The sequence below is a fragment of the Agrilactobacillus composti DSM 18527 = JCM 14202 genome (genome assembly GCF_001436375.1).
GTDB classification, from domain to species: domain Bacteria; phylum Bacillota; class Bacilli; order Lactobacillales; family Lactobacillaceae; genus Agrilactobacillus; species Agrilactobacillus composti.
Window position 1 is genome coordinate 37,464 of sequence record NZ_AZGA01000088.1, and the last position, 14,678, is coordinate 52,141.

15 protein-coding genes are annotated in these 14,678 nt (G+C 41.9%); 9 read left to right on the forward strand and 6 right to left on the reverse strand.

Going from position 1 to position 14,678, the window contains the following annotated elements; all coding sequences use genetic code 11:
- The coding region (locus FC83_RS17515; protein ID WP_236700858.1) for an RRXRR domain-containing protein at window positions 1-190 on the reverse strand (190 nt) is incomplete at its 3' end.
- A gap of 38 nt (window positions 191-228) precedes the next feature.
- Here FC83_RS17515 and FC83_RS15355 point away from each other — a divergent pair.
- Window positions 229-1,473: an RNA-guided endonuclease TnpB family protein gene (locus FC83_RS15355; protein ID WP_035451392.1), complete on the forward strand. Its 1,245-nt coding sequence runs from the start codon at window positions 229-231 to the stop codon at window positions 1,471-1,473.
- Window positions 1,474-1,834: 361 nt separating this feature from the next.
- Here the strand turns inward: FC83_RS15355 and FC83_RS15360 are convergent, their stop codons facing one another.
- Complete coding sequence (locus tag FC83_RS15360; protein ID WP_476692196.1) at window positions 1,835-2,518, reverse strand: DUF6198 family protein; 684 nt, start codon at window positions 2,516-2,518, stop codon at window positions 1,835-1,837.
- 121 nt (window positions 2,519-2,639) lie between these two features.
- On the reverse strand, window positions 2,640-3,659 hold the full coding sequence (locus FC83_RS15365) for a sugar kinase (RefSeq protein ID WP_035451395.1): 1,020 nt from the start codon (window positions 3,657-3,659) through the stop codon (window positions 2,640-2,642).
- 214 nt (window positions 3,660-3,873) lie between these two features.
- Between FC83_RS15365 and FC83_RS15370 the strand changes: the two genes are divergently transcribed.
- Complete coding sequence (locus tag FC83_RS15370; RefSeq protein WP_035451397.1) at window positions 3,874-4,074, forward strand: hypothetical protein; 201 nt, start codon at window positions 3,874-3,876, stop codon at window positions 4,072-4,074.
- Between the two features lie 60 nt (window positions 4,075-4,134).
- Here FC83_RS15370 and FC83_RS15375 read toward each other — a convergent pair whose 3' ends face one another.
- A complete protein-coding gene (locus FC83_RS15375) occupies window positions 4,135-4,917 on the reverse strand; it encodes a sulfite exporter TauE/SafE family protein (RefSeq protein ID WP_035451400.1) in 783 nt (260 codons plus the stop codon).
- Window positions 4,918-4,929: 12 nt separating this feature from the next.
- A complete protein-coding gene (locus FC83_RS15380; protein ID WP_057002973.1) occupies window positions 4,930-5,892 on the reverse strand; it encodes a sugar-binding transcriptional regulator in 963 nt (320 codons plus the stop codon).
- A gap of 182 nt (window positions 5,893-6,074) precedes the next feature.
- Here FC83_RS15380 and deoC point away from each other — a divergent pair, with 182 nt between their 5' ends.
- Genes deoC through rbsK form a run of 4 tightly spaced genes read left to right on the forward strand, consistent with a single transcriptional unit; the run spans window position 6,075 to window position 10,096 of the window.
- Window positions 6,075-6,728: a deoxyribose-phosphate aldolase gene (gene deoC / locus FC83_RS15385; RefSeq protein WP_035451402.1), complete on the forward strand. Its 654-nt coding sequence runs from the start codon at window positions 6,075-6,077 to the stop codon at window positions 6,726-6,728.
- Between the two features lie 21 nt (window positions 6,729-6,749).
- Window positions 6,750-8,126: an L-fucose:H+ symporter permease gene (gene fucP, locus FC83_RS15390; protein ID WP_035451405.1), complete on the forward strand. Its 1,377-nt coding sequence runs from the start codon at window positions 6,750-6,752 to the stop codon at window positions 8,124-8,126.
- 17 nt (window positions 8,127-8,143) lie between these two features.
- Window positions 8,144-9,160 (forward strand): aldose 1-epimerase family protein, encoded by a 1,017-nt coding sequence (locus tag FC83_RS15395; protein ID WP_035451407.1) that lies wholly within the window; start codon window positions 8,144-8,146, stop codon window positions 9,158-9,160.
- Window positions 9,161-9,172: 12 nt separating this feature from the next.
- Entirely contained in the window at window positions 9,173-10,096 is a 924-nt protein-coding gene (gene rbsK / locus FC83_RS15400) for a ribokinase (protein WP_035451409.1), read from the forward strand.
- Between the two features lie 210 nt (window positions 10,097-10,306).
- Here rbsK and FC83_RS15405 read toward each other — a convergent pair whose 3' ends face one another.
- Entirely contained in the window at window positions 10,307-10,738 is a 432-nt protein-coding gene (locus FC83_RS15405) for an Hsp20/alpha crystallin family protein (protein ID WP_035451410.1), read from the reverse strand.
- Between the two features lie 438 nt (window positions 10,739-11,176).
- Between FC83_RS15405 and FC83_RS15410 the strand changes: the two genes are divergently transcribed.
- Genes FC83_RS15410 through FC83_RS15420 form a run of 3 tightly spaced genes read left to right on the forward strand, consistent with a single transcriptional unit; the run spans window position 11,177 to window position 14,659 of the window.
- A complete protein-coding gene (locus FC83_RS15410; RefSeq protein ID WP_057002974.1) occupies window positions 11,177-12,631 on the forward strand; it encodes an ABC transporter substrate-binding protein/permease in 1,455 nt (484 codons plus the stop codon).
- A 12-nt stretch (window positions 12,632-12,643) separates the two neighbouring features.
- A complete protein-coding gene (locus tag FC83_RS15415) occupies window positions 12,644-13,387 on the forward strand; it encodes an amino acid ABC transporter ATP-binding protein (RefSeq protein ID WP_057002975.1) in 744 nt (247 codons plus the stop codon).
- A 15-nt stretch (window positions 13,388-13,402) separates the two neighbouring features.
- Window positions 13,403-14,659: a M20/M25/M40 family metallo-hydrolase gene (locus FC83_RS15420; RefSeq protein WP_035451411.1), complete on the forward strand. Its 1,257-nt coding sequence runs from the start codon at window positions 13,403-13,405 to the stop codon at window positions 14,657-14,659.
- The last annotated feature ends 19 nt before the right edge of the window (window positions 14,660-14,678 follow it).

Genomic DNA, 14,678 nt, shown 5'->3' on the forward strand with positions numbered 1-14,678 from the left:
CATGTTGTTTATAACCAGTTGAGCTGAACAATAGTTGAATAGTGAATGGTTCTTTCTTGATAACTTTGGCTCTACCAGCCTGTAAGAGTTTGCGACATTTTTGTGAGGAATTCCGATTGAGTTTGAAGAACTCAAATGATTTATAAATATGTGCACATTTTGAGCACGATTCTTCCTTTGTGGTTATCATATAAGTTATAATAACTATAAGAGGAAGAGGTGGTCAAAATGCTGTTAAGTCTAACGGTCAAGGCTAAACTCAAACTAGATAACGCTACTGATGCTGCTAAATTTCAGGAGACCAGTGAACAATATCGCTCAGCCTGCAATCATGTTTCTGAGTATATTTTTAACAATGGTTTTGAATTGAGTATCCTCAAAATTCACAAAAAGCTTTATCGAGACTTGCGGCAACAGTTTAGGCTGAAATCACAACTAGCCATCTCTGCGATCAAAACAACGGTTGCCCGTTATAAAACTGTTCAGACGCAATTGCGACGCAAACCCATGGCCTATGCCACCGGTAAAAAAGATAAAAAAGGTAAAGAAATTTATCTAAAAGTTCCCAGAGACCTGCACTGGCTTTGGAAACCAATCCGTTTCCAGCGTCCGCAAGCTGACTTAGTCCGTAATCGGGATTGGTCTATCGTCGCAAACGGTGAAAAGCTGTCCATCAATACGCTCCAAGGCCGGGTGAAAGCCCGCTTTGTGTTGAAAACTGGCTTTGAACAGTATCTGGATGGCACCTGGGAATTTGGCGGTGCAAAACTGATCAAGTCAGGTACCAATTGGTTTTTACACATTGCAGTTAATAAAGAATTCCCTGAGTTGGCCCGTACTGATATGCAACACGTTGTGGGGCTTGATCGGGGGATCCGGCAATTAGTCACCACCTATGATGAACAAGGGAAAACAACGTTTTTCAATGGTCAAGCCACCAACCATAAGCGCCGCCACTACAAAGCGCTGCGGGCTAGTCTGCAAAAACACAATACCAGAAATTCCAAACGACGTATCCGTCAAATGGGCAATAAAGAGAACCGCTGGATGACTGATCTCAACCATCAGCTGTCTAAGACACTTGTTGCGAAGTACGGACCGAATACCTTGTTTGTTTTAGAAGATCTGGTCAACGTTCGTTTTGCCACAGAAAAGGCCACCAAGGACACACGTTATGAGAAAGTATCTTGGGCATTTTACCAGCTGGAACAGCTGTTGACTTACAAGGCTATTCAAGCAGGCGCTGCAGTCATTACTGTCAGTGCAGCTTATACCAGTCAGCGCTGTCCTGCTTGTGGTGAAATCAAGAAGACAAACCGCAACCACCAACTGCATGCCTATCAATGTTCAAACTGCGGGTACCAGTCTAATGACGACCGTGTCGGTGCCATGAATATTCAATTTCTGGGCACCCAATATATTGCTGGCGTGAAAAAGCCCAAACTCAAAAAGAAAAAAAGTGCGAACGGGTAAACCTGTTCAATCGCCGGTGAAGTCGATCATCGGACTGCTGGGACCCTTAGATAAGTAAGACCCAACAGTAAGTAACGCCAACACAGCGCGTGCTTATCACACGCAAACTACGTGGGAGACCGGAAGGTTGTTAGACCACATAGCGTTAGGCGTAAGTCTAAAGGTATCTATCCAGATGCCCTCGCCACTTGGTGGTGAGAGACAAGCTTGGTACTTTAGTGCCGAGATCATTGACTCGCCTCCAACGTTATCTTTTATCTATCATAGCAATTCTCAATGGCCAGCGGAACTAAGAAGCCCTAGATTGGAATGAGTTTAAGCAAAAACTGGCCATCTTCAACAGACAGCCAGTTACTTGAAATTATTTATTAACAATTTTTTTAACATTTTCGGGGAGCTTGAAGTTATGTTTTAAATGACCCCAGATATGCTCATCGGACCAGGCGATAATGACCCCATTGAAGGCCATGGAAAAGACCGTGGCAATATTGATGCCTAAGAGTTGTTTTGAGAAGATCCAAGAGATGATGATCAGGATAACGGGCGGCACAAAGTCAATCAATTGAGAAGCCGTGGCGTTACCTTTTAGATATTTGAATCTTAAAATATTGGTGGTGTCGTCGTTGGGATGCATGATGATGTTGGCCCGTTGGTAGAGCGAAATAGCCACGCCAAAGGTAAAGACCCCAAAACAAGATACGAAGGCCCGGGCCACAATGGGCCAACTGCCCACGCCCAGGATGGTGAATAACCAGGTGAAGATGTTGACAAAATAACCATAGAAAATGGCGTAGAGTACTTCACCAATGAAGCGGGGGAGGTCCAAACGGCGGATCAAGAACTGATTGATCACGGCATTTAAAAAGCCAAAGGCGATTAAAACCCAGCCAATATTAAAGCCCTGCCAATTATTTAAATTAATGGCAGCCGCAGTCCAAATACCACTCCCCATGGCCCCCACAATACAAAGACCCTGGCCCATGGCATTGAGTAATAAGCCGATAATTAAACCAAGCCAGCGCTCGGTTTTTGTATTTTTTTCCATGTGATCCTCCAAACTCGCTGCAACAGCTGGCCATGAAAAAGAGAATCAATTCTAAGAACTGATCCTCTTGAAACCAAGCTTGCAGCACGCTATAGATTATAGACCAAGTCCAGATTATTTGCTATCGGTCAACGGAATTGCCACTTTGCATGGCATTACGGACATCGGCATCAGTGACCAGGTTCAAATCCCCAGAGATGGTCAACTTCAAAGCACTGGCCGTGATGGCATAATCGATGGTTGCCTGTGGGGTGAAGTCATTGATCAGGCCGTGCATCAAGCCAGCTCCAAAGGCATCCCCGCCAGCAACGCCTTCAAAGACATGCATCTTATATGCTGGGCCTTCAAAGACTTGGCCATCTTGGAGCATCATGGCCGTCCAAGTGCTATCTTCTACGGAGTGGATATCCCGCAACACACTGGCAACAGTATGGCAATTTGGATATTGTTGTTGCACTTGCCGCATGGCTTGCTCGAATTGATCCCGTTGTTCAATGCCCCGGGTCATATCTCCATCAAAGGCTTTAATACCCAAAGAAGCTTCAAAGTCTTCATCGTTGGCCAGACAAATATTAATATAAGGCATTAATTTAGCCATGGCGGCTTGAGCAGCTTCAGGGGTCCACATTTTACCCCGATAATTCATGTCGCAGGCCACCGTGATATGGTTGGCTTGGCAATATTCACAAGCCTGTAGCAAAGCGGTGCGGATATCTGCGGACAATGCTGCGGTGATACCGGAGAAATAGAAATAATTCACACCAGCTAAAATCTTAGGCCAGTCAAATTCTGTACTGGTCATGGTGGCAAAGGAGCTATCGGCTCGATCATAAACCACGCTGGTGTTGCGAATGCTGGCACCTTTTTCAAAGAAATAAATCCCTAAGCGCTTGCCACCCCGCAGGACTTTACTGGTATTGACCCCATATTGACGCAGGGTACCAATAGCCATATCCCCTAAAGGATTGGCTGGCAGTTTACTAAAGTATTCAGCTTGATCACCCAATAAGGCTAATGAAACTGCCACGTTAGCTTCCGAACCGCCATAATTGGCGTCATAAGTATTTGCTTGAATAATCCGTTGGTGATCAGTGGGCTTTAAGCGCAACATCATTTCGCCCAAGGTAAGAACTTTTGTCATATATGTAGAACCTCCAATTGGTAAACGTTTTCTAGACCTATTTTAACCTTTTAGAAACGACATTTCCAGTAAAGAAATAACTTATTTTGAATTTATGACAATTGTCATGACATACCTGTGACAAAATGGTCTGTTGCGCGGCCAGTTTGGTAGCTATACTAGGTTTATCTTCTAGAAAACAGCGCTATATAATAACTAAAGGGTGGTCAAAATCATGCCTACAGAAAACCAACATATTGAAGAACTGGAACTTAAAATTAAAGCCATGGCTCTGGAGAATGAACGGTTACGCATTGAAGCTGATAAGGCGAAAGCTTCTAAAAACTGGATCTGGGCATTCGTGCCCATCGTCACTATTTTAGCCGGGAACTTTGCCCATATTTGGAATAGCTTAATAAACAGTTTTCTACACTAATACAAAACACGCTGACAAAGTATGGATTTCCAACTTTGTTAGCGTGTTTTACGTCGCATTTTAAAAATAAGCCGTCACGAATAAATAACTGGCTAAGCCAAAGGCGGCTAAGGCAATTAAAAGCCGCAATAGTGCCACATTGACATGGCGGACAATGATTGGCCCTAAGTAACCGCCGATGAATAACCCAATTCCTAAAGGCAGGACATAAAGCCACTCAATATGGGCCCTGAAAATAAAAATGACTGTGGCCACGAAATTGCCAGTGAAGGCGATGACGTTTTTCATGGCGTTCACAACTAAAAACTGCTCCGTGGTTACCAAGGACAACAGGGCTAGGGAAATAACCCCAGCGGCAGCACCAAAATAGCCCGTATAGGCCCCCACGAATAAAATACCCAAGCCACTGAGGATAGCTACTAGCTTTGACCGCGGCTCAGAAGTGTTGGTCGGTGCGGTATTTTTCGCCGTATTTGGCCGTCGCCCAGAAACCAACAGTAAAATACCCGCGGCTAAAATGAAAAAGGGCACTGCTTTTTCAAAAGAAGTTGCTGGGGCGATTAACAACAGGGCACTGCCACCAATACTGCCCACTAACGCTAAGATGACCAGGACTGCAATTTGTTTACCATGATGTTTAAGCTCTTTGGTGGAAGACAAAATAGAACTAAAGCCAGAAAAAATTAACCCAGTAGTGTTGGTAACATTAGCAATCACCGGTGGTAAGCCCGCGGCTAATAAAGCCGGATAAGTCGCCAGTGAAGCTAGGCCGGCAGTAGATTGCAATAAGCCCCCAACGAGGCCGGCGCTGACTAGAAATATGAAAGTCCAGAAAAATGTCATCATTCACCATCCTTACAGGTCTAATAGTTTTTGGGCAACATTTTGATCGGTGATGAGAACATTTGCATAGCCACCTAGTAATGCAGCATGAATAGAGTGAAGTTTTGATTCACCACCAGCTGTTAAGATTGAATAGGGCTTCTCGTGTAGTTTATCTAACGGGAGGCCAACAGTTCGTTTATCTAGTTCTGGATCAGCTATTTCCCCAGTACTAGTAATAAATCTGGAAAGAACATCCCCAACAGATTTTTTTCGTAAATCATCGATATGTTGCTGATCAAGATAGCCGAGCCGAAATAACATGGCACTTGGTCGAGTAGTACCCACAGTAAATAGAGCAATGTTGGCGCTGTAGCCTTCTTGGATAACACTTTGAATAAAATGATCTTTGGTAACAAGTTCTTTTGTTTTGGCATTATCGAATATTACAGGTAGGGGTAAAATCTGTGATTGAGTGTGAAAAGCCTTATTAAAGCTGCTGGTAATATCAATTGAGTAATTATTTTCTTGAGAATTTGCGACACTACCTTTAAGTTGAACAATTTTGACATTATCTTTTTGACTTTCTGTCAAATGATTAGCAATTGCCTTCATGGTTAAGCCCCAACTTATACCAATGATGTCATTATTCTTTACAATTTTATCTAAATAACGGGCCGCTTCCTCACCAAGCGCATCGTAAATAGTTTCAAGGTCATTGCTCGTTTGTAAAGCAATGATAACTTCCTTTAAACCATATTTCTTCTTAAGTTGTTCTTTCAATGAATTGATATCTTGAAAGGGATCGTTAATTTTGATTTCCACTATGCCAGTTTCTTTGGCTTGTTGCAATAATCTGGAAACAGTAGGTCGGGAAAGGGCCATCTTTTTGGAAATCTCAAGTTGACTTAAACCATCAATATAATAATAACGGCTAATATCTAATATTTGTCGTATTTTTTTTGTTTCATTTTTACTAGAAAAGGTAAATTGCATAAGTGTTTCTCCGCTTCTAAAAAATAGATTGCTGAAATATCAGGATAAAGCTATTTTACCACAAACACGAAATTTTACATTATTTCAAATTAACATTTTACATTTATAAAAATACGTGGTATATTGATGCTGTTATCACAAGTACTTTAATCTTAGGCATAACATACGAGGGAGAATTGACTATGAAATTAAACAAGTTTATTGACCACACATTACTCAAACCAGAAGCTACAAAAACACAAATCGATCAAATTATCAAAGAAGCAATTGATAATCAATTTTTTTCTGTGATGGTCAATCCATATTGGGTCAAGTATGTCCACGAAGCAGTTAAAAATTCTGGGGTAAAGACCGCAACAGTCATTGGATTTCCTCTAGGAGCAAATACAACGACAATAAAAGTTGCTGAGGCAGAAGAAGCAATTGACAACGGCGCAGATGAAGTTGATATGGTTATGAATATTGGTGAATTAAAGGGCGGCAATACTGATGTTGTTAAAGAAGATATAAAACAGGTTACTGATGCGACTCATGATCGAGGTAAATTAATTAAAGTTATTATTGAAACCGCTTTACTTACCGATGATGAAATTACACTTGCTTCAAAGATTGTGGCAGATGCAGGTGCAGATTTTGTTAAAACATCTACGGGTTTTTCTACAAGAGGTGCCCAAGTGCATGATGTAGAACTAATGAAGGCCGCTGTTGGGGACAAAATTAAAGTTAAGGCCGCTGGAGGAATCCATTCAGATACTGATGCAGAGGCTATGATTAAAGCAGGTGCATCCAGATTAGGGACAAGTGCAAGTTTGGCAATTATTAGCAAACAGTCATAATTCAGTGAGGAGATGAGCCTGATGGAAAGTACTGATAGCCCAAAGAAAAAAGGTTTTCACTTGTTTAAATTACAAGTTAAAGAGCTGGATGATGGCTATGTTGACAAAACACCGATGCTACAATATATTTTGCTTTCACTCTTATTCCCTATGTGGGGCGCTGCAGCAAGTTTGAATGATATTTTAATCACGCAATTTAAAACAATTTTTACGCTCTCAAACGTTGCAAGCGCTTTTGTCCAAACGGCTTTTTATCTAGGTTATTTCTTAATAGCAATTCCGGCGTCTTTAATCATCAAGAAGACATCGTATAAATTGGCCATCATGATTGGATTGTCTCTTTATACAATTGGCTGTTCACTCTTTTTCCCGGCATCGCAAATGGCTACGTATGGATTCTTTTTAATTGCATTATTTTCATTGGCATGTGGATTAAGTTTTTTGGAAACGTCGGCGAACACATATAGCTCTTTAATGGGGCCAAAAAAATATTCAACACTCCGCTTAAACATTTCTCAGACCTTTTATCCATTAGGTGCTATTGGTGGTATTCTACTTGGCAAGTACTTGATCTTTGGATCTGGTGCAAGTCTAGAAAAACAGATGTCAGGTTTGTCTGGACAAGCCCGCATAGAATTTGGGGAAAAGGCACTACAACAAACATTGTTGCCTTACAAATATATCATCTTTGTATTATTAGCAGCGCTGGTTATTTTCGGATTGACACAATTCCCAAGTGGTAAACCCAAGAAAAAAGACACAACAAAAGAACTTGCAAATGCCAAGATCACAGAAACTTTGGCTTATCTTGCGCATAACAAAAAATTTTTGCAAGGTATTTTTACTGAATTTATGTATGTCGGCATGCAGACAGCCGTCTGGTCTTTCACAATTCGATTAGCTATGGAGTTAAACGGCAGTATTAACGAGCGAAATGCATCTACATTTATGGTTTATAGCTACGCCGCATTTTTCATCGGGAAAGTTATTGCTAACTTCATGATGAAGCGCATGCCTGCATCTCGTGTGCTACAAATATTCTCTTTATTTGGACTAATTTCATTAATGTATATTATTTTTGTTCACAATATGACTGCAGTTTATTTCGCAATAATTGTAAGCGGTTTATTTGGACCTTGTTGGGCAACGATCTATTCTCAAACTTTAGATACAGTGACGGATAAGCGACATACTGAAACTGCTGGTGCAATTATCGTTATGTCTATAATTGGTGGTGCATTTATTCCAATTGCACAGGGATTCGTTGCGGATATTTCTAATATGTCCATATCATTCGTTGTTAATCTGATTTGTTTTGCGGTTGTTGGTATTTATGCCACTGGGAAAATGAGGGAACTTAAAAATGACGCGTCGTTAAAGGATAAATCAACCAAATAATTGGGGGAATATACAAGATGAAAAAAATACATTTAAATCACAATATGTTCAGTAAAGATACCTTTAATCTTTATGAGGATGATGCATTTGAAGTGACCACGTTTGTTTACCCTTCAGGGATTGAAGCCCTCAATATTAAGAATTCAAAAGGGTACCTCACTGTTTTACCGTTTTATGGATTGATCATATGGGATGCAGTTTTTGACAACATATCTCTTAAAATGAAAGATATGTTTTCTCAACCTTTACCTGGGACGGGTATTGCTGATACGTATGGCTGTTTTCAATTCTCGTCTGGGCTGTTAGCAAATGGCACACCAGCGCCAGAGGACAATTATCAATTACACGGGGAATTTCCATGTTCGCACATGGATCATGCGAATCTCATCATTGGCAACGAGACTATCACGGTTCAGAGTGATTTTGAATATGTAAAAGGTTTTGGATATCATTATTTAGCTGAACCATCAGTGACGATGTATAAAGATAGCGGGCTATTTGATATTGAACAGAAAGTTACAAATCTATCAAATTATCAACCGATGCCGTTACAATACATGTGTCATATGAATTACGCATATATAGATAATTCTGTTATCAGTTCTAATGTTCCTGATGAAGCATTTCAATTACGTCAAACCGTTCCGGGACATGTTCATCCAACGGTTGAATGGCAGAAATACAATGATGAGTTGAAGGCTTCAGGAAAACTGATTAATAAATTGGATGATGCTGCACACTATGATCCAGAAATTGTTTTCTTTTCCTCTGATTTAGCCAAGTACACAGATAATGCAGAATTTCGTATGAATATTGGTAATGGTAAAAATTTCTTAACAAAATTTGTTACGGCACAATTTCCAATTGCAACACGCTGGATTTTATATAATCCGGATCAGCAGGTTGGCGCTTTTGTATTACCGGGTACTAGTCGCCCTGAAGGCTATACTGCGGCAGAAAAGGCTGGGACGCTAATTTGGCTTAAATCCCATGAAACTCGTCAATTTAAAGTGACAACGGGTCTTGAAAAATAGGGGGATAGATTGATGACAAAAAGTGATGTGCTTGTAATTGGTTCCAATATGATCGACCTAATTTCGTATGTTGATAAAATGCCAATTGCCGGAGAAACACTTGAAGCACCAGAATTTGAAATGGGTTTTGGTGGGAAAGGTGCAAATCAGGCTGTGGCAGCCGCACGGTTAGGATCTAAAGTTAGCATGATTACGATGGTCGGGAATGATGCTTTTGGACAACAACAACTAGAGAACTATAAAACGAATGACATCGATATAACAGGTGTTGGTATCGGGACAAAAGGAAGTGGGACCGCTCCGATATTTGTAGACAAGAGTTCTGACAACCGTATTTTAATTATTAAAGGAGCCAATAGTGAATTGGTTCCAGAAGTGTTGGATAAATATCTTGATTTGATCAAGGATACGAAATTAATTGTCTTGCAACAGGAAATTCCATTGGAAACGAATTACCGTGCAATTGATCTTGCAAATGAATATGGTATTCCAGTTTTATTGAATCCAGCACCAGGGAATAAAGATTTGGACATCAGTCATGTAACAAAAGTTGATTTCTTTACACCAAATGAGACAGAATTAGCAATTTTAACAAAGATGCCGACTGATACACTTTCTGAAATTAAAGCGGCGGCTCATCATTTGAATGAATTAGGTGTGAAGAACGTAATTGTCACATTGGGTTCTAAAGGGGCACTTTGGGTCCATGACGATGAGGAGCAAATTATAGATTCCATCAAAGTTAAGGCTATTGATACTACCGGTGCAGGGGATTCATTTATTGGTGCCTTTAGCCATTTCTATACAAGCGGTGAAGATATCCCCACTGCGCTATATCATGCAAATGAGTATGCTGCAGTTACTGTTACCAGGAGGGGAACACAGAAATCTTATCCAACGGCAGCAGAGTTTAAATCTATTTTGATCAGCGAGTAGTTTTACTGTTAAGGTTAGCTTAGATTCTTGTGAGTAGCGCTGGAATTAGTATTATTCATGCGGCATAACTTCTAAATTTATTTTGAAGTTATGCCGCTATTTATATATTTGGATTCAAGTTGAAAATAAAAAAAGCCAACGCTGTAAATGCAGCGCCGACTTTAGTTAAATTGGTATAGGTTATTGAATCAGGTAAGTGGTTATTGGTCTTTATTGAATCTCGATATTACCATTGCCCTGGACTTCAGTAGTCTTGGGCAAGGTGATCTTCAAGACACCGTTGTTGTATTCAGCGGAAATATGAGCTTGGTCAACATTTGGCAACCGGAAGCTCCGACTCATTGTGCCATAGCTCCGTTCACTCAACAACAAGTTACCTTGTTTATCTTCATGATCCACAAAATTGCTCTTGTTCACATTGATATTTAAAACACCGTCTTCGTAATTCATTTGGATATCTTGCTTATTGACGCCAGGCAAATCTACCACAGCTATATAAGCTTTATCGGTATCTTGAATATCAGTCTTCAAATTCTTTTGTACTTCTGGTGCCATTGAACCGAAGAAGTGATCTTCCAAGTTATCAAAGAATGGATCCATACCCCAATCAACATTATTACGACGAGTGACTTCATTAGCCATAATCCAAAACTTCCTTTCAAAAATTTTATTTTATGGGTTAAAAGGTTTTTGCTAATTTGGCGGGGGAAGCAGCGGGGGAACCGCTAGTTCCTTATCCCTCTCAACAACTATATAGTAACACCAATTAGCACTCTTGTTAAGAGAGTGCTAATTGTTTTTTGAATTTTTTTAACACAAAATAAACAGCATATGTCATATTATATGACGGAATTTCAATGTGATCTAGGAAATATCTAGTATTCGAACCCATAATTATTAGTGAGTATGACTAGAATTTAACACTGACATTAGTCATCGTAACTAATGATTACCAAAAAAAGCTTATAGTATCAGTATTTTTGCTAGATTAGCCAAGATTAGCAAATTATTGGAAAACCATTGCAATTCAATTATAGTTAGTGTTAGTATTGCTAACATAAGATTTGAAGGAGGGATTCCATGAAGTTTGTTGTCAAACTCGTATCAGCCATTATTGCAATGGTTAGCCTCGCTATCCTGGTGCCACCACATAAGGCCCAAGCCGCCAGTCACTATACCATCGGCACCGAAACAACTTTTGTCCCCTACGCCATTCAGGGCAAAGACGGTACATATAATGGCAAGCATCCCGGTATTGATATGGAAATATTACGGGCCATTGCCAAAAATCAGCATTTCACCTTTGATCTTAAAATCATGAACTTTGCCGCCATCGTCCAAGCCCTGCAAAGTGGGCAAGTTGACGGCAATATGGCCGCCATGATGGTCACCCCAGAACGGCAGCAAACTTTAGATTTTAGCCACACCTATTTGAATGCTGGCTTGTCTCTAGCCACTAAACCCGGCAGCAGCATTAAGAGCTACAAGGATTTGAAGGGGAAAATCGTCGCCGTCAAGACCGGATCCACCTCAGAGACCTATGCCACATCGATCCAGAATAAATATGGCTTTACCATTCATCACCTAGACTCCACCAATACTGAGATCAATGATGTGACTACCGGTAACGCCGATGCCGCCATCGACGCCACCTTAAGCCTGCAGTACACCATCAAAAATGGCATGAAGCTGCGTTTGATTGGGACCCAACAAAATGTCCATCCCGTGGCCTTTGCCGTTAAAAAAGGTGAAAATGCGGCACTGCTGCAAAAGTTTAACAAAGGCCTAGCCAATATTAAAAAGGACGGCACTTACGCTAAAATCATGGCTTACTATACCGGTGCCAAGGCTCATACGAATGCCAATATTGCCACCGACCGTTCTTATCTGGGTATTATCAAAGCTAACGCCCCGCAGTTTAAGGCCGGGATTACCATGACCATCAAATTAACCATCGTGTCCATTATCATTGCCACCATCGTGGGGGTGTTCATCGGATTATTTGGGGTCGTCCCCAGTCGGTTGTTGAAGGGATTTCATGGGGTTTATACCTTCATCTTTAGAAGTATTCCGGTGATGGTGTTATCTTTCTTCATTTACATGGGTATTCCCAGTCTGATCGGTCATAAAATCCCCCTATTCACCGCCGGGGTCGCCACATTAGTCTTGGAAAACAGTGCTTATATCGCCTCCTTTGTGGCTGGGGGGATCAAATCGGTGGACCGGGGCCAAATGGAAGCCTCCCGCTCTTTAGGGGTGACGTATCTGGCGTCCATGCGCAAAGTGATCATGCCCCAGGCCGTACGCACCATGGCCCCATCCTTCATTAATCAATTTATCATTGCCCTAAAAGGAACCTCGATTTTATCCGCCATTGGTTTGGCCGAAATGACCCAACAGGGCACGATTATTATTTCTCAAAATATGGAAGGTTTTAAAGTTTGGTTGATCATCACCGCGATGTATCTGGTATTGATTGGCTGTCTCACGTTATTGTCGGATCGGGTTCAAAAACATTATAGCTTGGCAAATTAGGAGGCCGATATCATGTTAGATGAAAAGATTGTCATTGCAAAGCATATTCATAAAAGTTTCGGGGATAATGAAGTCTTAAAGGATGTGAGCTTATCCGTTCATTCCGGCGAAGTGGTGGTGATGATTGGACCTTCAGGATCAGGGAAAAGTACTTTTTTACGCACATTGAATGGGCTTGAAACCATCGACAAGGGGCAAGTGATGGTTAACGGCCAACTATTATATGACAAGAAAGTTAATCTTAATCAGGTCCGCCAAAATATTGGCATGGTATTTCAGCACTTCAACTTATTTCCCAATATGACGATTCTAAACAATGTGATCATGGCGGCGATTTCCACCAAACATTTTACCCCGGAAAAGGCACGACAAGAAGCCAAGAAGTACTTAGACATGGTAGACTTAAGTGAGAAGATGAACAGCTATCCGGCCCAATTATCCGGGGGTCAAAAGCAACGGGTGGCCATTGCCCGGGCTTTGGAGATGGAGCCAAAAATCATGTTGTTTGACGAACCTACCAGTGCATTGGATCCGGAGATGGTGGGGGATGTGCTAGAGGTCATGCAGCAGTTGGCTCAAAATGGCATGACCATGATCATCGTGACCCATGAAATGGGCTTTGCCAAACGGGTGGCGGACCGGGTTGTTTTCTTCAGTGATGGGATGATCCAAGAAAGCGGGACCCCAGAAGAAGTCTTTGATCGGCCGGCTAGTCCGCGAACCCAGGGATTTTTGGAACGGGTCTTAAATGTTTAAGAGGGGAAGTTGGATATGTTTAGTGATGATGAAAAGGTTAAGATACTGCAGGATTTAATTCGGATACCTAGTGTTAATGACCATGAGAAAACTGTGACAGATTACTTAACGCAATTGTTAGCCCAGTATGGCATTGCCGCCACGGCTGTGACATATAAACCCAATCGTAACAATTTAGTGGCCGAGATCGATAGTGGCCAACCTGGGCCAGTATTGGTATTTTCCGGCCATGCCGATGTGGTCCACGAAGGCGATCGCCATGACTGGCAGCAAGACCCTTTTGAGCCCTGGATTGAAAATGGCCGGCTGTATGGCCGGGGCACGTCCGATATGAAGGGCGGTTTAGCCGCTTTAGTCATTGCCATGATCGAATTCAAAGCCAGTGGCCACCCCTTCACCGGTAAGTTGCGCCTATTGGTAACCGCCGGCGAAGAAGTGGGGGAGCTGGGCTCTAAACAGTTAGCTAATCTAGGCTATGTGGATGATGTGGATGCCATGATCATTGGGGAACCCACCGGTGTTGCCAAAGAGAAATATCAATCCTATGTGGCCAGCGGTACGGCCTTATTGTCCTCCGAACTACAAGCGGATATTTTAGCAGACACGGAAGAAGCCACGGCAGGCCAACATTTCATCTTCTTTGCCCATAAGGGTTGGGTAACCTACAAAGTGACCGCCCATGGTCGCGCCGCCCACAGTTCCATGCCCAAGGTGGGGGTCAATGCCTTGGAATTGATCCTGGCTTATTTTCAAAGGGAAAAAGCTTTCTATGAGGGTATCACGGCTTATAATCCGGTTTTAGGCGAAACGGTCTATGCCCCGACAATTATTCGCGGCGGCACCCAAGTCAACAGCATTCCCGACACGGCCAGCCTACAGGTCAAAGTCCGGACGATTCCTGAATATGATAATGAGCGTATTATCGCCGGTATTAACCAGATCATTGCTGAATTAAATGCCACAACTGAAGGGCACTTTACTTTGGAATATGACAGTAAGCGCCCGGTGATCAATCATCGCGATTCACCAATTATTGCCCTGGCTCAAAAGATTGGGCAATCCGAGCTGCATGAACGCCTGCCCCTGCCAGTGATTGGTGTATCTCTAGGGACAGATGCCTCTGAGTTTACCCGGGCTAATCCTGATATTGATGTGGTGATTTTAGGCCCAGGTAATACCAGTGCCCACAAGGCCAATGAATATGTGACCATTGCCAGTTACTTAAATATGATTCAAACTTATCACGATATTGCAGTTGAATATTTGCAATAATTAAAAAATGAGTCGTCCA

Excerpts from the sequence above, each read along its gene's own strand:
- FC83_RS15355 (WP_035451392.1), top strand. The coding sequence starts at position 229 with ATGCTGTTAAGTCTAACGGTCAAGGCTAAACTCAAACTAGATAACGCT.
- FC83_RS15360 (WP_476692196.1), bottom strand. The coding sequence starts at position 2,518 with ATGGAAAAAAATACAAAAACCGAGCGCTGGCTTGGTTTAATTATCGGC.
- FC83_RS15365 (WP_035451395.1), bottom strand. The coding sequence starts at position 3,659 with ATGACAAAAGTTCTTACCTTGGGCGAAATGATGTTGCGCTTAAAGCCC.
- FC83_RS15370 (WP_035451397.1), top strand. The coding sequence starts at position 3,874 with ATGCCTACAGAAAACCAACATATTGAAGAACTGGAACTTAAAATTAAA.
- FC83_RS15375 (WP_035451400.1), bottom strand. The coding sequence starts at position 4,917 with ATGACATTTTTCTGGACTTTCATATTTCTAGTCAGCGCCGGCCTCGTT.
- FC83_RS15380 (WP_057002973.1), bottom strand. The coding sequence starts at position 5,892 with ATGCAATTTACCTTTTCTAGTAAAAATGAAACAAAAAAAATACGACAA.
- deoC (WP_035451402.1), top strand. The coding sequence starts at position 6,075 with ATGAAATTAAACAAGTTTATTGACCACACATTACTCAAACCAGAAGCT.
- fucP (WP_035451405.1), top strand. The coding sequence starts at position 6,750 with ATGGAAAGTACTGATAGCCCAAAGAAAAAAGGTTTTCACTTGTTTAAA.
- FC83_RS15395 (WP_035451407.1), top strand. The coding sequence starts at position 8,144 with ATGAAAAAAATACATTTAAATCACAATATGTTCAGTAAAGATACCTTT.
- rbsK (WP_035451409.1), top strand. The coding sequence starts at position 9,173 with ATGACAAAAAGTGATGTGCTTGTAATTGGTTCCAATATGATCGACCTA.
- FC83_RS15405 (WP_035451410.1), bottom strand. The coding sequence starts at position 10,738 with ATGGCTAATGAAGTCACTCGTCGTAATAATGTTGATTGGGGTATGGAT.
- FC83_RS15410 (WP_057002974.1), top strand. The coding sequence starts at position 11,177 with ATGAAGTTTGTTGTCAAACTCGTATCAGCCATTATTGCAATGGTTAGC.
- FC83_RS15415 (WP_057002975.1), top strand. The coding sequence starts at position 12,644 with ATGTTAGATGAAAAGATTGTCATTGCAAAGCATATTCATAAAAGTTTC.
- FC83_RS15420 (WP_035451411.1), top strand. The coding sequence starts at position 13,403 with ATGTTTAGTGATGATGAAAAGGTTAAGATACTGCAGGATTTAATTCGG.